This window comes from Mesorhizobium sp. M1348, from assembly GCF_040317925.1.
Classification (GTDB): domain Bacteria; phylum Pseudomonadota; class Alphaproteobacteria; order Rhizobiales; family Rhizobiaceae; genus Mesorhizobium.
This window is the reverse complement of the sequence record NZ_JAMYLH010000023.1, coordinates 19,022-41,336: the sequence shown is the minus strand read 5'-3', so window position 1 is coordinate 41,336 and position 22,315 is coordinate 19,022. Positions and strand designations below refer to the sequence as shown.

At 63.9% G+C, this 22,315-nt stretch carries 20 protein-coding genes; 16 read left to right on the top strand and 4 right to left on the bottom strand.

Translation table 11 applies throughout. The features are described 5' to 3' along the window. Nucleotides 1–6: 6 nt before the first annotated feature. The 3 genes from NKH13_RS27150 to NKH13_RS27140 are packed head-to-tail and all read right to left on the bottom strand — an operon-like array spanning nt 7 to nt 2,713. Nucleotides 7–972, bottom strand: coding sequence for a PDR/VanB family oxidoreductase (locus tag NKH13_RS27150; RefSeq protein WP_352915745.1), 966 nt, complete (start codon nt 970–972; stop codon nt 7–9). Continuing rightward, nucleotides 969–1,565, bottom strand: a complete 597-nt coding sequence (locus NKH13_RS27145; RefSeq protein ID WP_352717920.1) for a dimethylamine monooxygenase subunit DmmA family protein — start codon at nt 1,563–1,565, stop codon at nt 969–971. The genes NKH13_RS27150 and NKH13_RS27145 overlap by 4 nt, the downstream gene beginning before the upstream one ends. A gap of 14 nt (nt 1,566–1,579) precedes the next feature. Further along, the gene (locus tag NKH13_RS27140) at nt 1,580–2,713 is read right to left on the bottom strand and encodes an aminomethyl transferase family protein (protein ID WP_352915743.1); all 1,134 of its coding nucleotides are present in this window, start codon (nt 2,711–2,713) and stop codon (nt 1,580–1,582) included. Nucleotides 2,714–2,995: 282 nt separating this feature from the next. Between NKH13_RS27140 and NKH13_RS27135 the strand changes: the two genes are divergently transcribed. From NKH13_RS27135 to NKH13_RS27060, 16 genes are all read left to right on the top strand, one after another. Beyond that, nucleotides 2,996–3,283: a hypothetical protein gene (locus NKH13_RS27135; RefSeq protein WP_292653877.1), complete on the top strand. Its 288-nt coding sequence runs from the start codon at nt 2,996–2,998 to the stop codon at nt 3,281–3,283. Between the two features lie 11 nt (nt 3,284–3,294). After that, the gene (locus tag NKH13_RS27130; RefSeq protein WP_023673992.1) at nt 3,295–3,672 is read left to right on the top strand and encodes a hypothetical protein; all 378 of its coding nucleotides are present in this window, start codon (nt 3,295–3,297) and stop codon (nt 3,670–3,672) included. A 16-nt stretch (nt 3,673–3,688) separates the two neighbouring features. Continuing rightward, nucleotides 3,689–3,850, top strand: coding sequence for a hypothetical protein (locus NKH13_RS27125; RefSeq protein WP_023673991.1), 162 nt, complete (start codon nt 3,689–3,691; stop codon nt 3,848–3,850). A 15-nt stretch (nt 3,851–3,865) separates the two neighbouring features. Further along, the gene (locus NKH13_RS27120) at nt 3,866–5,266 is read left to right on the top strand and encodes an APC family permease (RefSeq protein ID WP_352717916.1); all 1,401 of its coding nucleotides are present in this window, start codon (nt 3,866–3,868) and stop codon (nt 5,264–5,266) included. 49 nt (nt 5,267–5,315) lie between these two features. Continuing rightward, nucleotides 5,316–5,996 (top strand): hypothetical protein, encoded by a 681-nt coding sequence (locus NKH13_RS27115; protein ID WP_352717914.1) that lies wholly within the window; start codon nt 5,316–5,318, stop codon nt 5,994–5,996. Further along, entirely contained in the window at nt 5,993–6,325 is a 333-nt protein-coding gene (locus NKH13_RS27110) for a hypothetical protein (protein WP_352717912.1), read from the top strand. Before NKH13_RS27115 ends, NKH13_RS27110 begins: the two co-directional genes overlap by 4 nt. Nucleotides 6,326–6,409: 84 nt before the next feature. Continuing rightward, entirely contained in the window at nt 6,410–7,303 is an 894-nt protein-coding gene (locus NKH13_RS27105) for a class II glutamine amidotransferase (protein ID WP_352915739.1), read from the top strand. 4 nt (nt 7,304–7,307) lie between these two features. Further along, complete coding sequence (locus NKH13_RS27100; protein WP_352915737.1) at nt 7,308–8,042, top strand: GltB/FmdC/FwdC-like GXGXG domain-containing protein; 735 nt, start codon at nt 7,308–7,310, stop codon at nt 8,040–8,042. A 6-nt stretch (nt 8,043–8,048) separates the two neighbouring features. Then, nucleotides 8,049–9,377 carry an FMN-binding glutamate synthase family protein gene (locus tag NKH13_RS27095; protein ID WP_023673984.1) on the top strand — a complete coding sequence of 443 codons (1,329 nt, stop codon included), beginning with the start codon at nt 8,049–8,051 and terminating at the stop codon, nt 9,375–9,377. Nucleotides 9,378–9,412: 35 nt separating this feature from the next. Beyond that, a complete protein-coding gene (gene glnT / locus NKH13_RS27090; RefSeq protein ID WP_292653869.1) occupies nt 9,413–10,720 on the top strand; it encodes a type III glutamate--ammonia ligase in 1,308 nt (435 codons plus the stop codon). Between the two features lie 36 nt (nt 10,721–10,756). Continuing rightward, nucleotides 10,757–12,010 carry a sarcosine oxidase subunit beta family protein gene (locus tag NKH13_RS27085; protein ID WP_352915733.1) on the top strand — a complete coding sequence of 418 codons (1,254 nt, stop codon included), beginning with the start codon at nt 10,757–10,759 and terminating at the stop codon, nt 12,008–12,010. A gap of 17 nt (nt 12,011–12,027) precedes the next feature. Beyond that, complete coding sequence (locus NKH13_RS27080; protein ID WP_352915730.1) at nt 12,028–12,303, top strand: sarcosine oxidase subunit delta; 276 nt, start codon at nt 12,028–12,030, stop codon at nt 12,301–12,303. Beyond that, nucleotides 12,303–15,287 (top strand): sarcosine oxidase subunit alpha, encoded by a 2,985-nt coding sequence (locus tag NKH13_RS27075; RefSeq protein ID WP_352717901.1) that lies wholly within the window; start codon nt 12,303–12,305, stop codon nt 15,285–15,287. Before NKH13_RS27080 ends, NKH13_RS27075 begins: the two co-directional genes overlap by 1 nt. Next, a complete protein-coding gene (locus NKH13_RS27070; RefSeq protein ID WP_352717899.1) occupies nt 15,280–15,909 on the top strand; it encodes a sarcosine oxidase subunit gamma in 630 nt (209 codons plus the stop codon). The genes NKH13_RS27075 and NKH13_RS27070 overlap by 8 nt, the downstream gene beginning before the upstream one ends. A 320-nt stretch (nt 15,910–16,229) precedes the next feature. After that, nucleotides 16,230–18,599 (top strand): trimethylamine N-oxide demethylase, encoded by a 2,370-nt coding sequence (locus NKH13_RS27065; protein ID WP_352717898.1) that lies wholly within the window; start codon nt 16,230–16,232, stop codon nt 18,597–18,599. A 247-nt stretch (nt 18,600–18,846) separates the two neighbouring features. Next, on the top strand, nt 18,847–20,556 hold the full coding sequence (locus NKH13_RS27060) for a trimethylamine N-oxide permease (protein ID WP_352717896.1): 1,710 nt from the start codon (nt 18,847–18,849) through the stop codon (nt 20,554–20,556). Between the two features lie 257 nt (nt 20,557–20,813). Here NKH13_RS27060 and NKH13_RS27055 read toward each other — a convergent pair whose 3' ends face one another. Then, on the bottom strand, nt 20,814–22,307 hold the full coding sequence (locus NKH13_RS27055) for an aldehyde dehydrogenase family protein (protein ID WP_352717894.1): 1,494 nt from the start codon (nt 22,305–22,307) through the stop codon (nt 20,814–20,816). Nucleotides 22,308–22,315 lie beyond the last annotated feature (8 nt).

Below are 22,315 nucleotides of genomic sequence, written 5' to 3'. Positions count from 1 at the left end.
CGCCTCCTATCTTTCCAGCACCAGCGACCGACCCTCGAAGCGCGACACGCAGGGCATGATCTTGCAGCCCGAACGGTGGTCTTCTTCGCTCAGCCAATGGTCGTTGTGGATGAATTTGCCGTCATGCGAAATGACGTTGGTCTCGCACTGGCCGCAGACGCCGCCACGGCAGAGATAGGGCGGATCGACGCCGGCCGCCTCGATTGCCTCGAGCAGGCTCTGCTGCTCGTCGACACGGATTGTCTTGCCGCTGAGCGCCAGCGTCACGTCGAAAGGCGCGCCGGGCTGCGGCGCCGCGAAATGCTCGAAATGCACGGTCTCGGGAGGCCAGCCGAGCGCCGCGGCACGCTCGCGCACCCAGCCGATCATGCCGGACGGGCCGCAGACATAGAGATGCGTGCCGAGCGGCTGCGACGACAGCAGCCGGTCGAGATCGACGCGCTCGTCGCGGTCGTCGTGATAGAACCTGACCCGGCGGTCGTAGCGCTCTCTCAGCAGATCGGCATAGGTGCCGAGCGAGGCGGTGCGGCAGGTGTAGTGCAGCTCGAAATTGCCGCCTTCCGCCGCCAGCTGCGCGGTCTGCGCCATGAACGGGGTGATGCCGATGCCGCCGGCCAGCATCAGATGCTTCCTGGCGCGCAGATCGAGCGAGAACAGGTTGACGGGATAGCTGACCACCATCTCCGTGCCCGGCCTGACCTGCCTGTGCATGAACAGCGAGCCGCCGCGGCCGGCGTCGTCGCGGCGCACCGAGATGGTGTATTCGCGGGTGTCTAGCGGCGAGCCCATCAGCGAATAGGGATTGAGCCTGGTGCGTTCGCCATCGCGCATCTCGACGACCACATGGGCGCCGCCGGAAAAGGTCGGCAAAAGCTCGCCGTCGCGCCTGCGGAAATGAAAGCGCGTCACCAGCTCGTTGACCGGAACGACATCGCTGACGACAACGTCGAGCTTGGTGGTGCCGGTGCTCATCGAAAGACCTCCTCCGTTGGAGGAATTTCGCTGCGGTCCTCGGCATTGATGCAGACGCCCTGGAACGCGGCGAGGCGCCGCGAATAGTGGTCGCGCACCAGAAGCAAGAGGCCGCAATGCGAACAGGTCGCCGGCTGCGTCGTGACGTTCTCGGTGATGCCCTTGCAATGGACGCACTGCATGCGGCGCGCCAGCGAGCCGCGATGCTCGGTCTGGATCGAGGTGTGGTCGATGCCGGCTTCGAGCGCCGCCTGCATGGCCTGGCCGATCAGGCCTTCGGTGCCGGCAAGATAGAGCCTGAGCCCCATATGCGCGTTGGCCAGCGTCTGCTTCAGCCGCGGCAGGGCGCTGGCAAAGGAATGGCCGAGGTAGAACTGCGCCGGCTTCAGTGCTTCGAGCACATCGGCATATTTGCCGTCGCGGCCGGGAATGAAGATGATGTGGGCGCCGCCGAAGAAATCCGCCGGGGCCTTAGCGGCCAGATCGGCAATCGCCAGCGCTCCCTCTGCATCCGCTATGAAAAGATGATGCTTGCCAGGCTGCGGAGACAGGGTCCCATAGACCGGGCGGCTGATGATGCTTTTCGCTGCCATACCCGCAGTATGCCTCAGCCTTTCGCCGTGCGCTTGGTCTTCTTCGGATCGTCGAAGGGAAGCGGCTCGGCCGTTGCGCTGATGGCGCCGCTCTTGTTGCGAATCTCAAGCCTGGTGCCCTGCACCGCGCAGTCGACGTCGAGCCGGGCGATGCCCATCGATTTCCTGACCAGCGGCGAATACATGGCGCAGGTCACCACGCCGACTTTTTTGCCGTCGCGATAGACCGGTGCGCCCTCGTCGGCTGGCTCCTTGCCTTCGAGCAGCACGCCGAAGATCTTGAAGCGTTCCTTGCCCTTGAGGCGATAGTGCTCCTCGGCGCCGCGAAAGCCCGTCTTGCCGGGGCTGACGGTGAAGTCGAGACCGAGCTCCCACAGCGTGTCGCCCGGGCCTTCGTTCTCGAACGGGTATTTCTGCGAATTGTCGTAGGGGTAAAACAGCAGGTAGCTCTCGACGCGCAGCATGTCGAGCGTGGTGAAGCGGCACGGAATGATGCCGGCGCTCTTGCCCTCGTCGAGGATCCTGTCCCAGATCGTGCCGGCGTCCTGGCCGCGGCAGAAGATCTCGTAGCCGCGCTCGCCGGTATAGCCGGTGCGCGAGATCATCACCGGAAAACCGAACAGTTGCGTCTGCATGTGGTGGAAATAGTTGAGGTCGCGAATGCCGGGCACATGCTTTGCCAGATAATCGATCGCCGTCGGGCCTTGCAGCGAAAGGTCGTGCAGATTGTCGTCGAAGCGCAGCGACACGTCACGACCGACCGATGCGCGCTGCAGCTCTTCATGGCCGGTGCCCGAGCCATGCACGACCATCCAGGAATTCGGGCCGGTGCGGTAGAGGATGCAGTCGTCGGTGAACTTGCCGGCCACGTTGAGCATGCAGGCATAGGCCGACTTGCCGGGATAGATCTTTTCGACATCGCGCGTCGTCGCCAGGTCGATCAGGTGCGAGGCGTGCGGCCCGGTGATGTGGACCTTCTTCAAACCGGACACGTCCATCAGGCCGGCCTTGGTGCGGATGGCGATGTACTCTTCGTCGGCGTCCTTGTCGTAGGTCCAGGCGGTGCCCATGCCGCTCCAGTCCTCGAGCTTCGAGCCGAGCGCCCGGTGGCGGTCCGCAAGGGCCGAAAATCTCCAGGATGCCGTCATCCGCTGGTCCTCCGTTCGACAGAACTTTTTGCTTTCCCCTGCTCCCGGCACACAGGCGGGAGCGTTGCCGAATATTGATCGCAAACGCCGGGAGCCTGCAATACCCGTAAGCAAATAATTTCATTGTCAGGCAAATCCGCGGACCAAACAAACGGTTAACGCTGTGTAAAATCGTCTTGACAATTCCAAAATTCGGCCGGATTTTATGAAAAAAATTTCACTCTCTTGAAAGAGGGCAATGACCGGCCAATCCGGACCGGGCGTTGAAAAAGGGGAAAGCCGATGTCCGACCTGCAACAGCGCGTCGAAGCGTTGTACCGTTCCGACGTGCGTGGATCCATGCTCCTGATCGTCTGCCTGTGGGCGACGATCCTCTTTGTCCTGTTCATGACATGGCCGTACATTCCCGACGCCGGCATCAAGCTCGTTGTCGCGGTCGCCGCCGGCGCCGTGCTGATCTTCAACACGGCCGCGATCCTGGCGATGGTCAACCACTACAAGGAAGACAAGGACTTCATCTACGGCCTCGACATCAAGAATGCCGACGCCTACCGCAACCGCAAGTCCTGAGGGGGAGACGCATGGCCCGCTATACACCGCCCGAACAGAGCAAGGCCGGACAGGTTTTCGATATCGCCGTCGTCGTGGTCGCGATTTTCGTCGCGCTGTGGCTGCCGCTGAAACTAGGGCTGGCAGGGGCGGCAAAATCCATCGACGCGCTCGACGCCAAGACGTGGGAAGCGCTCGGACAAAACCCGACCATGGCCTCGATCTGGGAAAAGCTCGGCTACACGCCGGAAACCGCGCACGACATCATCCAGAACCGGTTCCACTACATCATCGACTGGCCGACGCTGATCATCATGGCCGCGGTGCTGATCGGCTATTTCATCTTTCTGTTCCGCGCATCGGACCGCGAATACCGCGACGTCATCGACGAAAAGTTCGGCGACAAATAGATAGGGAAGCATCGTCATGTGGGTGGCACTCTCTTACGCATGCTGGGGCATCTCGATCGTGCTCGCGCTGTGGATGCTCTACGACTGGTTCAAGATCGATACGACCTATTCCGAAGAGATGCTGACCTCGTCCAGGGAAGGCGAACTTGAAGCCGTGTCCGAAAAACACCGGATCTGAGTGGGGGATTGAACGATGACGATCACGGCTGAACCAGCGGTGCAAGTGCAAGGCGACAGGGTTTCGCTGCTCAGGGTGCTTGGCCCCGCCCATGTCTGGGCGCTCGGCGTCGGCATCGTTCTGGTCGGTGAATTCACCGGCTGGAATTTCGCGGCGGACAAGGGCGGCGCGCTGGCCGCGCTGATCGTCTGCTGGATCGTCGGGCTGCTCTACACGTCGGTGGCGATGATCGATTCCGAAGTCACCTCGACGGTCGCTGCCGCCGGCGGCCAATATGCCCAGGCAAAGCACATTGTCGGGCCGCTGATGGCCTTCAACGTCGCGCTTTTCCTGGTCTTTGCCTATACCATGCTCGAAGTGTCGGACGCGATCCTGCTCGGCGACACGATCGTCGCCAAGGCCGGCGTCGAGGGCCTCAACCACAATTCCTTCATCGCAGCGACCATCGTCGTTCTGGCGTGGCTGAACTATCGCGGCGTGCTGATGACGCTCAACGTCAACTTCGTCATCACCGCCGTCGCCTATGTCTCGATCGTCATCCTGTTCTTCTCGGTCAGCCCGTGGACGCAAGGCGCCGTGCTGAAGCTGAACGAGTTGGTGACCCCCGGCAACGCCCTGCCCTATGGCTGGATCGGCGTCATCGCCGCCTTCCAGTTCGGCATCTGGTACTATCTCGGCATCGAGGGCACCACGCAGGCCGCCGAGGAAGTGCGCTCGCCGGCGCGCTCGCTGCCCTACGGCACGATGGCCGGTATGATCACGCTTTTGATCGCCGCCGCCATGACCTGGTATGTCTGCGCCTCGCTGATGCCCTGGGAATATCTCGGCATCACCTACTATCCGCTGTGGGACGCAGGCAAACTGACCGGCAGTGCGCTGCTGGAGAACCTGTTGTTCATCGCGACGCTGCTTGCCGCACTCGCCTCCGCCAATGGCTGCATCAACGACGCCGCGCGCGCCTGGTTCTCGCTCGGCCGCGACCGCTATCTGCCGACCTGGTTCTCGGCGGTGCATCCGAAATACCGCACGCCCTACCGTTCGATCCTGTTCCTGCTGCCGATCGCGCTGGCCTTCGCCTTCATCGCCGACCTCAACCAGGCGATCACCTTCTCGATCCTGTCGGGCGTGCTGCAATACACCTTCATGAGCATCAACATCATCATGTTCAGGAAGAAGTGGCCGCTCGGCTCGATCCGCCGCGGCTACACCCATCCGTTCCATCCGCTGCCGGCGATCGTGCTGTTCTGCCTTTGCGTGGTCACCTTCTTTGCGATCTTCCTCGGCTTCGGTTCGCAGCTGATCGCCATGGTCGCTTTCTACTTCCTGATCTCGCTGTGGTTCCACTTCTACCGCTACAAATTCGTGCGCCGCGGCGCCCAGTTCACCATGCCGTGGCCGAAGCCGCAGGGGTACTGACGGGAGGCGCGCCCTGTCGGGCGGACATTTGCGTGACAAGGTGCGTTAGGTGATCTCAGCATTGCTCGCCGGGGCGGTTGCCCTGGCTCTCGTCCTTCATTTCGCCTGGCTTGCGCGCGCCAGCCGCATCAAGGCCTTGGCCGCGCTTGCCGCCGAGGAAGCCGGAATCCGCGCCGTCATCCCCGACGTCGCCAATATCTCGGACGGCACTACCGGCGTCGTCACCTTCGCCGGCTCGTGGAACGGCCGGCGGGTGCAGGTGCGGACCATCGTCGACACGCTGGCGATCAGGAAGCTGCCGGCGCGCTGGCTGAGCGTTTCGATCACCGAAAAGGTCGCGATACCAGGCACTTTCGACATGATGATGCGGCCAGGATCGCCGACGACTTTTTCCAATTTCGATCATCTCGACCATACGCTGCCGAAGGCGGCTGGATTTCCGGCCGAGGCGGTGCTGCGGAGCGACCGCAAGGGCGTGCGCTTCCCCGAAGCCGTCATCGCCGATCACCTCGATGTCTTTGCCGAGGGGCGCGCCAAGGAATTGCTGATCACACCGAACGGCGTGCGCATCGTCTGGCTTCTGGCCGAGGCCGAGCGGGCGCGCTACGGCGTATTCCGGCAAGCCGAATTCGGCACGGTCAGGCTCGATCCGGTGCTGATCGAGAGGCTGCTGTCGTCGGCTTCGGCGCTGCGCGATGCCATCAATCAAAGCGAACGGCAAGCGGCATGACCAGCCAGATCACCACCTCCCCCGCACCACCGAGCCCATATCTGGTTCTCGGCGCTGCGATCGTCTTGCCGGCGAGCGGGCATGTCGTTCTCGGCGTGCCGGTGCGCGGCCTGCAATTTCTGTTCTTCATGGTGATCTTCGCCTGGGTCACCGCCAAGATCGCGCCGCCCGACGCCAGCTTCATCGGACGCCATGCCGGCGGCTTCCTGATCTATGCCCTGTCGATCCTGGATGCCTACAAGATCGCGCGCATCCGCTATGCCAAATGGGTTCACAATGGCGGCGCGCGCGGCGATAGTGCGGTTGGCGGCGCCTCAGCCGATATATAACGACAGGAAAATTTTTTTCATACCAATTGAATTCCCCGGACGCATTCGATACATCTCCAAGGGAACAAATCTCGGGAGCCTGACATGTGCGGAATCGTCGGACTGTTTTTGAAGGACAAGTCGCTCGAGCCACAGCTTGGCGCGATGCTGTCGGAGATGCTGATCTCCCTCAGCGATCGCGGTCCCGACAGCGCCGGCATCGCCATCTATGGCGCGCCCTCCAATGAAGCCAAGATCACCATCCAGTCGGCTAAGCCGGAGCACGATTTCCGCGGCCTCGACGCCGAACTCGCCAAGGCGATCGGTGCGCCGGTGAGCATTGCTGCGAAGTCGACGCATGCGGTGGTCCGGACGACGCCTGCCAAGATCGACCAAGCGCGTGAGGCGATCCAGGCGCTGCGCCCCGACATCCGCATCATGGGTGCCGGCGACGTCGTCGAGATCTACAAGGAAGTCGGCTTGCCCGAAGCGGTCGTCGACCGTTTCGGCGTCCGCGAGATGACCGGCACGCACGGCATCGGCCATACCCGCATGGCGACCGAATCGGCGGTGACAACGATGGGCGCGCATCCGTTCTCGACCGGCGCCGACCAGTGCCTGGTGCATAATGGCTCGCTGTCCAACCACAACAATGTCCGCCGCGAGCTGATCCGCGAAGGCATGACATTCGAGACCGAGAACGATACCGAGGTCGCTGCCGCCTATCTCTCCTCGCAGATGGCGCATGGCAAGAATCTGGGCGAGGCGCTGGAAGGCACGCTGAGCGATCTCGACGGCTTTTTCACCTTCGTCGTCGGCACCAAGAACGGTTTCGGCGTGGTGCGCGATCCGATCGCCTGCAAGCCTGCCGTAATGGCCGAAACCGACCAGTATGTCGCCTTCGGCTCGGAATATCGTGCGCTCACCAAACTGCCCGGCATAGACAATGCGAAGGTCTGGGAACCCGAGCCCGCAACCGTCTATTTCTGGGAGCATTGAACCAATGCCGGCAATCAACCTCTCCAAGGCCGCGCGAGAGCCGGGCCAGGCATCGAGGGTCTTCGACCTGGCCGAAATGTCATTGCGCGAGCTCAACCAGGCGCTGCACGATCTGGCCCCCGGTTCAAATGAGACCGCCTGGGAGGTGCTGCACCCGCGAGGCAGCCATTCGGTCGCCGTCGGCGTCGACCAGCCTGTCGCCATCGATGTGCGCGGCAGCGTCGGCTATTATTGCGGCGGCATGAACGACGGCGGTACCATCACCGTGCATGGTTCGGCCGGACCCGGCGTCGGCGAGAACATGATGTCCGGCCAGATCATCGTCAAAGGCGATGCCAGCCAGTATGCCGGCGCCACCGGCCGGGGCGGGCTGCTGGTTATCGAAGGCAACGCGTCATCTCGCTGCGGCATCTCGATGAAAGGCATCGACATCGTCGTCCATGGCAATATCGGCCACATGTCGGCCTTCATGGCGCAATCCGGCAACCTCGTGGTGCTGGGCGACGCCGGCGATGCGCTCGGCGATTCAATCTACGAGGCGCGGCTTTTCGTGCGCGGCAAGGTCGAAAGCCTCGGTGCCGACTGCATCGCCAAGGAGATGCGGCCCGAGCATCTCGAATTGCTGCAAAACCTGCTCGACCGCGCCGGCGTGACCGGCGTCAAGGCGGCGGAGTTCAAGCGCTACGGCTCGGCGCGCACGCTTTACAATTTCAATATCGACAACGCCGACGCGTATTGAGGCTCAATGACCTATCGCAACCCGCCGACGACGCCGCGCAAATCCGCGACCTTCGACGACTACACGCTTTCCGAGATCCGCCGCGCCGCGGCGACCGGCATCTATGACATCCGCGGCGCCGGCGCCAAGCGCAAGCTGCCGCATTTCGACGACCTTCTGTTCCTCGGCGCCTCGATCTCGCGCTACCCGCTCGAAGGCTATCGCGAGCGCTGCGACACCAGCGTCGTGCTCGGTTCGCGCTATGCGAAAAAACCGATCGAATTGAAAATCCCGATCACCATTGCCGGCATGAGCTTCGGCTCGCTGTCCGGCCCGGCGAAGGAAGCGCTCGGCCGTGGCGCGACGCTGTCGGGCACCTCGACCACCACCGGCGACGGCGGCATGACCGAGGAAGAGCGCGGCCATTCGAAGACGCTGGTCTACCAGTATCTGCCGTCGCGCTACGGCATGAACCCGCGCGATCTGCGCCGCGCCGATGCGATCGAAGTCGTCGTTGGCCAGGGCGCCAAGCCCGGCGGCGGCGGCATGCTGCTTGGCCAGAAAATCTCCGACCGCGTCGCCGAAATGCGCACGCTGCCGAAAGGCATCGACCAGCGCTCGGCCTCGCGCCACCCCGATTGGACCGGGCCGGACGACCTCGAGATCAAGATCCTCGAACTGCGCGAGATTACCGACTGGGAAAAGCCGATCTACGTCAAGGTCGGCGGCGCGCGGCCCTATTACGATACCGCGCTTGCGGTGAAATCGGGCGCCGATGTCGTCGTCGTCGACGGCATGCAGGGCGGCACCGCCGCAACCCAGGAAGTGTTCATCGAAAATGTCGGCCAGCCGACGCTTGCCTGCATCAGGCCGGCGGTGCAGGCGCTGCAGGATCTCGGCATGCACCGCAAGGTGCAGCTGATCGTCTCCGGCGGCATCCGCAACGGCGCCGACGTCGCCAAGGCGCTGGCGCTCGGCGTCGACGCGGTGTCGATCGGCACGGCAGCGCTTGTCGCGCTCGGCGACAACGACCCGCGCTGGGAAGCGGAATACAACGAGCTCGGCACCACCGCCGGCGCTTATGACGACTGGCATGAGGGACGCGACCCGGCCGGCATCACCACGCAGGATCCCGAGCTAATGAAACGGGTCGATCCGATTGCGGCCGGACGACGGCTGGCGAATTATCTCAAGGTGATGACACTTGAGGCTCAGACAATCGCCCGCGCCTGCGGCAAGAACAGCCTGCACAATCTCGAGCCCGAGGATCTTGTGGCCTTGACGATCGAAGCCGCCGCCATGGCCGGCGTGCCGCTGGCCGGCACCAACTGGATACCGGGCAAGAACGGCTTCTAAGACAAACCAAAAATGCCAGTAAGCGAGGAATTATAATGGGGAACGATCTCGCCGCCTTCGCCAAGGAGAAGGGCGTCAAATATTTCATGATATCCTACACCGACCTGTTCGGTGGGCAGCGTGCCAAGCTGGTGCCGGCGCAGGCGATCGCCGACATGCAGCGGGACGGTGCCGGCTTTGCCGGCTTTGCCACCTGGCTCGACCTGACGCCGGCGCATCCCGACATGCTGGCGGTGCCGGATCCTGATTCGGTGATCCAGTTGCCGTGGAAGCCCGAAGTCGCCTGGGTCGCCGCCAACTGCATCATGGACGACAAATCGGTCGAGCAGGCGCCGCGCAACACGCTGAAGCGGCTGATTGCCGAGGCGGCCGGCGACGGCATGCACATCAAGACCGGCGTCGAGGCCGAGTTCTTCCTGATCTCGCCGGACGGCAAGACGATTTCGGACGAATACGACACGGCGTCGAAGCCCTGCTACGACCAGCAGGCGGTGATGCGCCGCTATGACGTCATCGCCGAGATCTGCGACCACATGCTGGCGCTCGGCTGGGGCGCCTATCAGAACGACCACGAGGACGCCAACGGCCAGTTCGAGATGAACTGGGCCTTCGACGATGCGCTGGCGACCGCCGACAAGCATTCCTTCTTCAAATTCATGGTGAAGTCGGTTGCCGAAAAGCACGGCCTGCGCGCCACCTTCATGCCGAAACCCTTCCAGGGCCTGACCGGCAATGGCTGCCATGCCCACATCTCGGTGTGGGACAGGGACGGCAAGACCAATGTCTTTGCCGACAATGCGATGGAGCTCGGCCTGTCGGCCAAGGGCAGGAATTTCCTTGGCGGCATCATGAAACATGCTTCCGCGCTTGCCGCCATCACCAACCCGACGGTCAATTCCTACAAGCGCATCAACGCACCGCGCACCATCTCCGGCGCCACCTGGGCGCCGAACACGGTGACCTGGACCGGCAACAACCGCACCCATATGGTGCGTGTGCCCGGCCCCGGCCGCTTCGAGCTGCGCCTGCCGGACGGGGCGGCAAACCCCTATCTGCTGCAGGCCGTCATCATCGCCGCCGGCCTTGACGGTGTCCGCTCGAAGGCCGATCCCGGCAGGCGCTACGACATCGACATGTACCAGTTCGGCCATACGGTGGAGGGCGCGCCGAAGCTGCCGCTCAACCTGCTCGACGCATTGCGCGAGTTTGACAACGACAAATCGCTCAAGGCGGCGCTGGGTGAGGAATTCTCGTCGGCCTATCTAAAGCTCAAGCAGCAGGAATGGAATTCCTATGCTTCCCACTTCACCCAGTGGGAGCGCGACCACACGCTCGACATCTGATCCGGAATTGTTGCACGCCCGGCGCGAAACAGGTTCATGAAATACTCGATCTTCTCCCTCGCCCGGGCGGCATTTTCCGGCCACAGGAACTGGCAGCGCACCTGGCGCGAAGCCAGCCCGAAGAGCCACTACGACGTGGTGATCATCGGCGGCGGCGGCCATGGCCTGGCGACGGCATGGTTCCTCGCCAGCGAATACGGCATCAGGAATGTCGCGGTGCTGGAAAAGGGCTGGATCGGCTCCGGCAATGCCGGCCGTAACACCACCATCATCCGCTCCAATTACGGGCTGCCCGGCAATACCGGTTTCTACGAGCTTTCGATGAAGCTCTGGGAGCGCATGGAGCAGGACCTCAACTACAACACCATGGTCAGCCAGCGCGGCGTCATCAATCTCTACCATTCCGACGCGCAGCGTGACGCCTATGCGCGGCGCGGCAACACCATGCGCATCAACGGCATCGATGCCGAACTGCTCGATCTGGCGGCGGTCAGGAAGATGATGCCGTTCCTGAACTTCGACAATGCGCGCTTTCCGGTGCAGGGCGGGCTTTTGCAGCGACGCGGCGGCACGGCGCGCCACGACGCCGTGGTCTGGGGCTATGCGCATGCGGGGAGCGCGCTCGGCGTCGACATCATCCAGAACTGCGAAGTGACCGGCTTTGTCCGCGAGGCCAACGGCAAAGTGACGGGCGTCGAGACGAGCCGCGGCAGGATCGGTGCCGCCAAGGTCGGCATGGCCGTCGCCGGCTCCTCGTCGCGCGTTGCGGCGATGGCCGGCATGCGGCTGCCGATCGAAAGTCATGTGCTGCAGGCCTTCGTCTCGGAGGCGATCAAGCCGCTGATCCCCAATGTCATGACCTTCGGCGCGGGCCATTTCTACGTCAGCCAATCCGACAAGGGCGGGCTGGTCTTCGGCGGCGACATCGACGGCTACAATTCCTACGCCCAGCGCGGCAATCTGCCTGTGATGGAAGACGTCTGCGAGGGCGGCATGGCGCTGATGCCGATGATCGGCCGGATACGGCTTCTGCGCCAGTGGGGCGGCATCATGGACATGTCGATGGACGGCTCGCCGATCATCGACAAGACGCCGGTCGACGGGCTCTATCTCAACGCCGGCTGGTGTTATGGCGGCTTCAAGGCAACACCCGGCTCCGGCCTGGTCTTTGCCCACCTTCTGGCGCGCGACGAGCCGCACAACGAAGCCACCCGCTTCCGCCTCGACCGCTTCCGGCGAGGTGCGATGATCGACGAAAAGGGCCAAGGCGCCCAACCGAACCTGCATTGATGGCTGGCTGAAGAAGCATGCGTATTGTCTGTCCCTTCTGCGGCGAACGCGAACTCGGCGAGTTCACCTATCTCGGCGACGGCAAGCCGGCGCGCCCGGCAGCCGAGGCCTCCGAAGACGAGGTCTTCGACTACGTCTATCTGCGCGACAATGTCGCCGGGCCGATGAGCGAATTCTGGTATCATGGCGGCGGCTGCCGGGCCTGGCTGAAGGTCGCCCGCAACACGCTGACGCACGAGATTTCGGCGGTCGAACCGGCTGCAGGCGTTGGTGCCCTCGAGGTTGGGGCCTGATGGTTGGCCCCGCGCAGACACACCGGCTGGCGAGCGGCGGTCTCATCGATCGCGCCGCGCCGCTGGGCTTCCGCTTCGACGGCAAGAGCTTTGCCGGCTTCCAAGGCGACACGCTCGCCTCGGCGCTGATCGCCAATGGCATCAAGCTGGTCGGCCGCTCGTTCAAATACCATCGGCCGCGCGGCATCCTGACCGCTGGATCCGAAGAGCCCAACGCACTGGTTGAGTTGCGCACGGGAGCGCGGCGCGAGCCGAACACCAAGGCGACCACGGCCGAGCTTTATGACGGGCTCGAAGCCGCGAGCCAAAACCGCTGGCCATCGCTGCGCCACGATCTGATGGCGGTCAACCAGCTGTTTGCGCCGATCTTCGTCGCCGGCTTCTACTACAAGACCTTCATGTGGCCGGCGAAATTCTGGGAAGCGGTCTACGAGCCGGCGATCCGCCGCGCCGCCGGCCTCGGACGCGCTGCTGGCGTTGCTGATCCCGACCATTACGACAAGGCGTGGGCGCATTGCGACGTGCTGATCGCCGGTTCCGGCCCCGCCGGGCTCGCGGCGGCATTGGCGGCCGGGCGCAGCGGCGCCCGTGTCATCTTGTGCGAGGAAGATTTTGCGTTTGGCGGTCGCCTGCTCGCCGACGGCGGCATGATCGACGGCGAGCCGGCAGCCGAATGGATTTCACGCACGCTGGGGGAACTCGCAGCGCTCCCCGATGTCCGCATCATGAACCGCACGACACTGTTCGGCGTCTATGATGGCGGCACCTATGGCGCCATCGAGCGGGTCAACGACCATCTGCCCTCGCCGCCCGAGCACCAGGTGCGCCAGCGGCTGTGGCGGATCGTGGCCAAGCGCTGCGTCGTTGCCGCCGGCGCCATCGAGCGGCCGATCGTCTTTGCCGGCAACGACACGCCCGGCGTGATGATGGCTTCGGCTATGCGGACCTATGTCGCGCGTTACGCGGCGACGCCGGCAAAGCGGATCGCGCTGTTCACCAACAATGAGGACGGCTGGCGCACCGTCGAGACCGCACTTGCCGCCGGGTTGCAAATCGCGGCGGTCATCGATGCGCGCCCGGACGTGTCCGCCGCGCATCGCGCGCTCTCCGCCAAGGGCGGCTTTGCCGTGCTTAACGGTTCCGTCAGCGGAGTCGAGGGCGGCAAGGACGGCGTTCGGAAAATCGCGGTGGCGCTCACCGGCGGCGCACGGGCCGAGGTCGAGGCCGACGGGCTTGCCGTCTCCGGCGGTTGGAATCCGGCGGTCGGGTTGACCTCCTATCATCGCGGCCGGCCGAAATGGCAGGACGATATCGCCGCTTTCGTGCCCGATTGCCCGCCTCCGGGCATGGTGGCCGCCGGCGCCGCCAACGGCGCCTTCGGACTTGCCGAGTGCCTGCGCCAGGGCTTTGCCGCGGGTGCTGCGGCAGCGCAGAACGCTGGACGCAGCGGCAATGCCGGCACATCGCCGGTCGCCGACAGCGAGGCGTTTTCGCTAACGCCGCTCTGGCATGTGGCCGGCAAAGGGAAAGCCTTCGTCGATTACCAGCATGACGTGACAGCGTCCGACATCGAACTGGCGCAGCGCGAAGGCTTCGAGTCGGTCGAGCATCTCAAGCGCTATACGACGCTCGGCATGGCGACCGACCAGGGGAAGACCTCGAATGTCGCCGGCCTCGCCATCATGGCAGCTGTGTCAGGCAAGTCCATTCCCGAGACCGGCACGACGATCTACCGGCCGCCCTATGTGCCGGTCGCCATCGGCGCCTTCGCCGGCCATCATCGCGACGAGAACTTCCATGCGACACGACTGACGCCGTCGCATCACTGGGCAGCCGAACAGGGCGCGGTGTTCGTCGACACCGGCTTGTGGAAGCGGGCGCAATGGTATCCGCGCGCCGGCGAAAAGGACTGGCTGGACTCGGTGACGCGCGAGGTCAGGGCGGTGCGCTCCGGCGTCGGCTTCTGCGACGTCTCGACGCTCGGCAAGATCGACGTGCACGGCCCGGATGCCGGCGCCTTCCTCGACCGTGTCTACATCAACACCTTCTCCAATCTTGCTGTCGGCAAAGCCCGCTACGGGCTGATGCTGCGCGAGGACGGCATCGTTTATGACGACGGCACCACCTCGCGGCTGGCCGAGGATCACTATTTCCTGACCACCACCACCGCCAAGGCCGGGCTGGTGATGCAGCATCTCGAATTCTGCCGGCAGGTGCTGGTCCCCGAATTCGACGTGCAGCTGACCTCCGTCTCCGACCAGTGGGCGCAATTCTCGATCGCAGGGCCGAAGACACGGGACCTGCTTCGCGAAATCGTCGATCCGGCCGAGGATCTGTCGAATGAAGGTTTTCCGTTCATGGGGGCGCGGGAAGTCGCGCTTCGCGGCGGCATCAAGGCGCGGCTGTTCCGCATCTCGTTCTCCGGCGAGATGGCGTTCGAGATCTCGGTCCCCACCCGCTATGGCGACGCGCTGGTGCGCAATTTGATGCTGGCCGGCAAGTCATTCGGCGTGACGCCCTACGGCACCGAGGCACTCGGCGTCATGCGCATCGAAAAGGGGCACGTCGCCGGCCCGGAGCTGAACGGCACGACGACCGCCGCCGACCTCGGCCTCGGCAAGATGATGTCGACCAAGAAAGACTTCATCGGCCGCGTCATGGCGAGGCGCGAGGCGCTGATTGCGCCGGACCGGCAGGTCGTGGTCGGCATCAAGCCGGTCGACAAGACACGCCGCCTGCGCTCCGGCGCGCATATCATCCCGAAGGACAAGACACCCGATCCCGATAACGACCAGGGCTATGTCACCTCGGTCTGCTTCTCGCCGGTGCTCGGCCAATGGATCGGGCTTGGCCTGGTCGAACGAGGGCGCGAGCGCATCGGCGAGATCGTCCATGCGCATGACCCACTGCGCGGCGAAGACTACGATGTCGAGCTGTGCAGCCCGGTTTTCTACGATCCGGATGGAGGGCGCCAGCGTGGCTGAGTTTTCCTGGATTGCCCGCAGTCCGCTGGAGAAAACGCTTGTCGTCGGCGCCTATGGCGCGCGCCGCACGGCGGCCAGCGTATCGCTCACCGAGATCCGCAATTTCGACCTGATCCAGGTGATGGCGCGGCGCGGCAAATGGGCCGAACTGGCAAAGGCTGCCAAAGCGCGTTTTGGCATGGCCGCCCCGGAAACGCCCAAGGCGGTCCGAGCTCCCGACGCTACGCTGATCTGGTCGGGACCGGATCAGTTCCTCGTCCTGTCCAATGGCGGCAAGCACGCGAGCGAACCGCTGAGCCAGGCGTTTGCGCAATCCGCCTCGCTGTCCGACCAGTCGCATGCCCGCGTGCTGATCAGCGTTTCGGGAGAAAAGGCACGCGCGATGCTGGCCAAACTGTCGTCGCTAGACCTGCACCCGGCGGCGTTCCCGGCCGGCACCGCTGCCGCGACCTCGGTCGATCACACCAGCATCAATCTCTGGCGCGGCAATGACCGGCCGGACGGACAGGCGGTGTTCAATCTTCTGGTATTTGCGACGTTTGCCGAAAGCCTGTGGCATACGATGCTCGATGCCGCCGCGGAGTATGGCGTCGATATCGGGCATTCCGAGGAATTGGGGTAAACTGTCTGCGTCGGCGCCGCCCCTCATCTGCCTGCCGGCATCTTCTCCCCGTATAGTGACGGGGAGAAGGGGGCCTGCCGCGACGGCTGCGCCTTTCCTGCAACGCCGATAATTGGCGAAATCGTTGGTGACAGGATCTTTCTCGCCGTCACTATACGGGGAGAAATGCCCGGCAGGGCAATGAGGGGCAGCGCCGACAATCGGAAGGATAAGGCCGAGCTGCTCCACCTTCACTTGCCAACTCCGGCTCTTCTGCCCTATTCTTCCCGCTAAAATAATTTCACACACAGGCAAACTTGTTTCTCGAAACCAGGGTTGAGATGAGCCAGTCGCCCTACCCCGCCGTCGCCGCCGGACCGCCCCGGCCAAGCCTGATCCTGCGGCCAGGCCAGATCGCGCTGCCGGCCGGGATGGAGCGCTATCCGGTTCAGGGCAATGGCGCGGTGCTGATCGAGGTCGAGGCCGGCGATACGATCACCGTGCGCGATGTGGAAGGCGGGCAGGCCTGCGAGCTGCTGGCATGGGACAGCAGCGGCGCGACCGATCCCGGCATTCTCGGCGAGAAATCGAACAGCAATGCCGCCGGCATCAAGGCGCTGCTGGCCGAAGGCGACGACAGCCTCGCTTCCTTGCGCCGGGGGATCGAGCGGCGCCAGGTGCAGCTCGACCAGGCAAAGGCGGTTCGCGTTTTCGGCGGCACCACCCCTGCCGGTACCCAACAAGTTTTTACCGTCGCCCGCGATGGGTCGATGCTGATTGCGGCGCCCGGTGGTCCGATGCTGGTCGACGGCCACGATACGGCGACGCCGCTTAGCGTCATCGTCCGCCGCGCCACCATCCGCCCGGCGGCGGAGTCGCAACTTGCCGACCCGCTGGCCGATCCCGTGCTAGACCTGCGCGTCCATTCGGCGACGGCGGAAGCCTATTTCGTCAAGGCGGGCGACTATCTGCAGATCATCGATGTCGACGGGCGCCAATGCACCGACTTCCAGTGCTTTTCGGCGCGCAAGCTGGACAGGGGGCGCGATCATCCGCTCGACGTGACCACGACCCGCACACTGATGGGCTCGAGCTATCCGATGCCCGGCCTACATTCGAAATACTACGACCAGGACATGGAGCCGCTGGTCGAGGTTATCCAGGACACTTGCGGCCGCCACGATGCATTCGCGCTCGCCTGCGCCGCCAAATATTACGACGACATCGGTTATCCCGGCCATCCCAACTGCTCGGAGAATTTCAACCGGGCGCTCGCCGATAAGGGCGTCACGCCCCGCGCCGGCTGGATGGCGATCAACTTCTTCTTCAACACGTCAATCGACGCGCATGGCATCGTGGTTTCTGACGAGCCGTGGTCGCGGCCGGGCGACTATGTGCTGCTGCGGGCGCTGACCGACATCGTCTGCGTCTCGTCCGCCTGCCCCGACGACACGACGCCGGCCAATGGCTGGAACCTGACCGACATCCATGTGCGAACCTATTCCGGCCAGCATAAATTCTCGCGAGCGATCGCCAGACGCATGACGCCCGATTCGGAACCGAAAATGACCCGCGAGACCGCCTTTCATTCGAGCTTTGCCAAGCACACCCGCAACTTCGTCGAGTACAAGGGCTATTGGCTGGCCAATTCCTTCGCCAGGCAAGGCCCGATCGATGAATACTGGGCCTGCCGGCAGGACGCCGTGATCATGGACCTGTCGCCGCTGCGCAAGTTCGAGGTCACCGGCCCGGATTCGGAAGCGCTGCTGCAATACACGCTGACCCGCGACATCAAGAAACTCGGCGTCGGTCAGGTGGTCTACTCCGCTATGTGCTACGAGCATGGCGGCATGATCGACGACGGCACGCTGCTCAGGCTCGGCAAGGATAATTTCCGCTGGGTCGGCGGCGACGATCTATCCGGCGAATGGCTGCGCGAGACGGCGCAAAAACTCGGCCTCACCGTGCTGGTGCGCTCATCGACCGACCAGATGCACAACGTCGCCGTGCAGGGACCGAAAAGCCGTGACATCCTGCGGCAGATCATCTGGACCTCGCCGCTGCAGCCGTCGATCGACGAGCTTGAATGGTTCCGTTTCGCGGTCGCCCGCATCGGTGGCGGCAACGGCATTCCCGTCGTGGTTTCGCGCACCGGTTACACCGGCGAGCTCGGCTACGAGATCTGGTGCCATCCGCGCGACGCCGAAAAGGTGTTCGACGCGATCTGGCAGGCCGGCCAGCCGCACGGCCTGAAGCCGATGGGGCTACAGGCGCTCGACATGGTGCGCATCGAGGCCGGGCTGATCTTTGCCGGCTACGAGTTCTCCGACCAGGCAGATCCGTTCGAGGCCGGCATCGGCTTCACCGTGCCGCTGAAGACCAAGAGCGACGATTTCATCGGCCGCGAGGCGCTGATCCGGCGCAAGGAAAACCCGCAGAGGAAGCTGGTCGGCCTCGACATCGACGCCAATGTCGCGGTAGGCCATGGCGATTGCGTGCATGTCGGCCGCGCCCAGATCGGCATCGTCACCTCCGGCATGCGCTCGCCGGTGCTGAACAAGACCATCGCGCTGGCCAGGCTCGAGGTCGCGCATTCGGCGATCGGCACCGAGGTGGAGATCGGCAAGCTCGACGGCCACAGCAAGCGGCTGCCGGCGCGCGTCGTCGCCTTCGCCCATTACGATCCGCAAAAGACCAGGCCGCGCTCCTGATCGATCGCCCCCACGGGAGGCTTAGTCCGGCCTTTCGGCGATGCGGCTGCTTGTCCTGTCTTTCACAGCAATGTGCACAGCGTCACAAAGCGCTTGACGTGAAAGCGCGTTGGGTCAATCTTCACTGCTAAGAATAAAATACTACTGAGCGGAAAACGCCTGGGCCGTTCAACGTGAGCGTCGATGACGCCTCGCGAGATTGCGGCTGTTGCCGATGGGGAACATCAAAAATGGGGAATCCACGTACATGAGCACGATAGTCACCACCTTGGTGCCGCCTGCCGAAGGGCAGCTGCACCGGAACATCGATTGGCGCGGCGCCTTCTGGGTCGCAAGCGGCGTTCCGGCCCTTGTCCTGTTTTCGATCGGCGGCATTGCCGGCACCACCGGAACGCTGGCCTTCCTGATCTGGACAGTATCCATGATCATGGGCTTCCTGCAGTCCTTCACCTATGCGGAAATCGCCGGCCTGTTCCCGAACAAGTCCGGCGGCGCCTCGATCTACGGCGCCACCGCCTGGCTGCGCTATTCGAAATTCATCGCGCCGCTTTCTGTGTGGTGCAACTGGTTCGCCTGGTCGCCGGTGCTGTCGCTCGGCTGCTCGATCGCCGCCGCCTATATCCTCAACGCACTGGCGCCGGTGCCGCTGTTCACCCACACTTCGCCGGAAGTCGCCGCCTATATCGCAGCCCATGCCGGAACCAGCGCCGCCGATGCCATCACCGCGGTCACCGCGGCGGCGACGCCGGCGATCCGCAACTGGACGCTCTACGGTCACACGCTTGGCCCGGTTTCCTTCACCTTCAACGCCACCTTCTTCATCGGCGCGGTGCTGATGCTGATCATCTTCTCGATCCAGCATCGCGGCATCCTGGGCACGGCCAATGTGCAGAAATATATCGGCCTGCTGGTCATCATCCCGATGCTCATCGTCGGCGTGGTGCCGATCGTCACCGGCCAGATCAACTGGGCAAACTTCTCGCCGCTGGTGCCGCTGGCGGCAGCCTATGCGCCGGAGCCCGGCGCATGGAACATCGCCGGCTGGACGCTGGTGCTCGGCGGCATGTTCATCGCGGCATGGTCGACCTACGGTTTCGAGACCGCCGTCTGCTACACCTCCGAATTCAAGAACCCCGGCACCGATACCTTCAAGGCGATCTTCTACTCCGGCCTGCTTTGTATGCTGCTGTTCATCCTGGTGCCGTTCACCTTCCAGGGCGTGCTCGGCTTGAACGGCATGCTGGCGACGCCGATCGTCGACGGCTCCGGCGTTGCCGATGCGCTGGCCGGCATGGTCGGCGGCGGCCAGCTGATCCACAGCCTGCTGGTCATGCTGATGATCCTGGCGCTGGTGCTCTGCATCATGACGGCGATGGCCGGCTCTTCGCGCACGCTCTACCAGGGTTCGGTCGACGGCTGGCTGCCGCGCTACCTCAGCCACGTCAACGAGCACGGTGCGCCGACGCGGGCGATGTGGACCGACCTGATCTTCAACCTGATTGTGCTGGCCATCGCTTCGGCCGACGCGACGAGCTTCTTCTTCATCCTCGCGGTGTCGAATTGCGGCTACATCATCTTCAACTTCCTCAACCTCAATGCCGGCTGGATCCACCGCATCGACAATGGCCACATCGCGCGGCCATGGAAGGCGCCGAGCTGGCTGCTCGGCCTCGGTGCGATCTTTGCCTATGTCAACGCGGTCTTCATGGGCGCCGGCGCCAAGGTCTGGAACCCGATGGCATTGTGGGCCGGGCTGATCACTGCAGCCTTGATCATCCCGGTGTTCTGCTTCCGGCATTACATCCAGGACAAGGGCAAGTTCCCCGACCACATGCTGGCCGATCTCGGCATGAACTCGTCCGACCTCGCAGTGCGAAAGGCCGGGATGCTGCCCTATCTGACGCTGGTCGCTGGCGTCGCGGTGATGCTGCTCGCCAACTGGCTGTTCGTCATCTGAGGCTTGCCTTGAGGGATCGGGCGCGCGATGCGCCCGGTCCCTGCATTTTGTTCTTGCTTTGTGCCGGCAGCTATGCTATTAATTTCGCTATGGTGCTGATTCGCCCCGAGACCCGCCGCTGAGGCGGGTTTTTCGTTTCTGGGCTAAAAGCGCGTCGCGTTCGATCGGCCTCATGCGACGCGCCTTAGATTCTTGTTTTTATGCATGTCGTTATCGCAAAACCGCTGCACACTTTTGCGCGACATGCATTAGCGGGCTCAATCGATCTTGATGAACACGCCCTTGGTGTTAAGATATTCGTCAAGGTGTTCGGCGCCGCCCTCGCGGCCGTAGCCGCTCATCTTGTAGCCGCCGAAGGGCACGGCCGGATCGATGGCGTGATAGGTGTTGACCCAGACCGAGCCGGAGCGGATCTTGCGCGACAGCTGATGGGCGGTGGCGAGATTTTGGGTGAAGACCCCTGCAGCCAAGCCGTAAGGCGTGTTGTTGGCCCGCTCGACCGCCTCGTCCAGCGTATCGAACGGCAAGGCTGAAATCACCGGCCCGAAGATCTCCTCACGGGCGATCTTCATGTCGTCCGAGACACCGGCAAAGACCGTCGGCGCGACGAAATTGCCGGCGGCAAGCGCGCCTTCCACAAGCCGTTCGCCGCCGGTGACGAGTTTCGCCCCTTCCGCAGTGCCGGCCTCGAGGTAACCGGTGACCCGTTGCAACTGCTTTTCGGAGACGAGCGGACCGATCTCGGTCGCGGGGTCGATGCCGTCGCCGACCCTGAGACCCTTGGCATATGCCGCCAGTCGCTCGACGAACTCGTCATGGACGGCGCGTTCGACAAACAGGCGCGAGCCGGCAATGCAGATCTGGCCGGAATTGGCGAAGACCGACATTGCCGCCACCGGCACCGCTTTGTCGAGATCGGCATCGGCGCAGACGATGACCGGCGACTTGCCGCCGAGTTCCAAGGAGACGCGCTTGAGGTTGCCGGCCGAGGCCCGCACAATCGACTGGCCGGTCGCCGTCGAGCCGGTGAAGACGATCTTGTCGACACCCATGTGCTCGGCGAGTGCCGCGCCCGCCTCGGTGCCGGTGCCGGTGACGATGTTGACGACGCCTTGCGGGACGCCGGCTTCGTTCATGATGTCGGCGATCAAAAGCGGCGTCAGCGGCGCCTCTTCCGATGGTTTCAGCACGATAGTACAGCCGGTCGCCAGCGCCGGGCCGATCTTCCAGATCGACGCTGCCGTCGGCGCGTTCCACGGGATGATGGCGCCGACGACACCGACCGGCTCCTTGCGGGTGAAGGAGACGATTTCGCCGGACAGCGAATTCTCGATGGTCTCGCCGTGCAGCGCCGTCGCCATGCCGGCATAGTAACGCAGCATGCCGATGACGCGGTTGCGGTTGGCGCGGGTGCGCACGATCGGCATGCCCATGTCGGTGGTGTCGGAGCGGCTGATCTCTTCCCAGTGCTTTTCGAAGAGGTCGGCGATCCTCAGCAGCAGCACCTGCCGCTCATAAGGCTTGAACCGGCTCCACGGGCCCTCGAACGCCTTGCGCGCAGCAGTCACCGCCAAGTCGATGTCCTGGCGGTCGCCGCGGGGAACCGTGGCGATGACCGCGCCGGTGGCGGGATTGCGGCTCTCCATGGTCCGGCCGGAGCGGGCATCGACCCAGCCACCGCCGATGAACATCTGGCGATGGCGCCCGTCGATCGGCAGCCGCAGCGGTGCCTTTGTCTGAGCTATGGTCATGACGGTCC

What these genes read in the sequence shown, in the direction of transcription:
- NKH13_RS27125 (WP_023673991.1), top strand. Translation starts at nt 3,689, where the DNA reads ATGTGGGTGGCACTCTCTTACGCATGCTGGGGCATCTCGATCGTGCTC.
- NKH13_RS27145 (WP_352717920.1), bottom strand. Translation starts at nt 1,565, where the DNA reads ATGGCAGCGAAAAGCATCATCAGCCGCCCGGTCTATGGGACCCTGTCT.
- NKH13_RS27065 (WP_352717898.1), top strand. Translation starts at nt 16,230, where the DNA reads ATGAGCCAGTCGCCCTACCCCGCCGTCGCCGCCGGACCGCCCCGGCCA.
- NKH13_RS27100 (WP_352915737.1), top strand. Translation starts at nt 7,308, where the DNA reads ATGCCGGCAATCAACCTCTCCAAGGCCGCGCGAGAGCCGGGCCAGGCA.
- NKH13_RS27120 (WP_352717916.1), top strand. Translation starts at nt 3,866, where the DNA reads ATGACGATCACGGCTGAACCAGCGGTGCAAGTGCAAGGCGACAGGGTT.
- NKH13_RS27085 (WP_352915733.1), top strand. Translation starts at nt 10,757, where the DNA reads ATGAAATACTCGATCTTCTCCCTCGCCCGGGCGGCATTTTCCGGCCAC.
- NKH13_RS27080 (WP_352915730.1), top strand. Translation starts at nt 12,028, where the DNA reads ATGCGTATTGTCTGTCCCTTCTGCGGCGAACGCGAACTCGGCGAGTTC.
- NKH13_RS27135 (WP_292653877.1), top strand. Translation starts at nt 2,996, where the DNA reads ATGTCCGACCTGCAACAGCGCGTCGAAGCGTTGTACCGTTCCGACGTG.
- NKH13_RS27140 (WP_352915743.1), bottom strand. Translation starts at nt 2,713, where the DNA reads ATGACGGCATCCTGGAGATTTTCGGCCCTTGCGGACCGCCACCGGGCG.
- NKH13_RS27055 (WP_352717894.1), bottom strand. Translation starts at nt 22,307, where the DNA reads ATGACCATAGCTCAGACAAAGGCACCGCTGCGGCTGCCGATCGACGGG.
- NKH13_RS27060 (WP_352717896.1), top strand. Translation starts at nt 18,847, where the DNA reads ATGAGCACGATAGTCACCACCTTGGTGCCGCCTGCCGAAGGGCAGCTG.
- glnT (WP_292653869.1), top strand. Translation starts at nt 9,413, where the DNA reads ATGGGGAACGATCTCGCCGCCTTCGCCAAGGAGAAGGGCGTCAAATAT.
- NKH13_RS27150 (WP_352915745.1), bottom strand. Translation starts at nt 972, where the DNA reads ATGAGCACCGGCACCACCAAGCTCGACGTTGTCGTCAGCGATGTCGTT.
- NKH13_RS27075 (WP_352717901.1), top strand. Translation starts at nt 12,303, where the DNA reads ATGGTTGGCCCCGCGCAGACACACCGGCTGGCGAGCGGCGGTCTCATC.
- NKH13_RS27095 (WP_023673984.1), top strand. Translation starts at nt 8,049, where the DNA reads ATGACCTATCGCAACCCGCCGACGACGCCGCGCAAATCCGCGACCTTC.
- NKH13_RS27105 (WP_352915739.1), top strand. Translation starts at nt 6,410, where the DNA reads ATGTGCGGAATCGTCGGACTGTTTTTGAAGGACAAGTCGCTCGAGCCA.
- NKH13_RS27130 (WP_023673992.1), top strand. Translation starts at nt 3,295, where the DNA reads ATGGCCCGCTATACACCGCCCGAACAGAGCAAGGCCGGACAGGTTTTC.
- NKH13_RS27110 (WP_352717912.1), top strand. Translation starts at nt 5,993, where the DNA reads ATGACCAGCCAGATCACCACCTCCCCCGCACCACCGAGCCCATATCTG.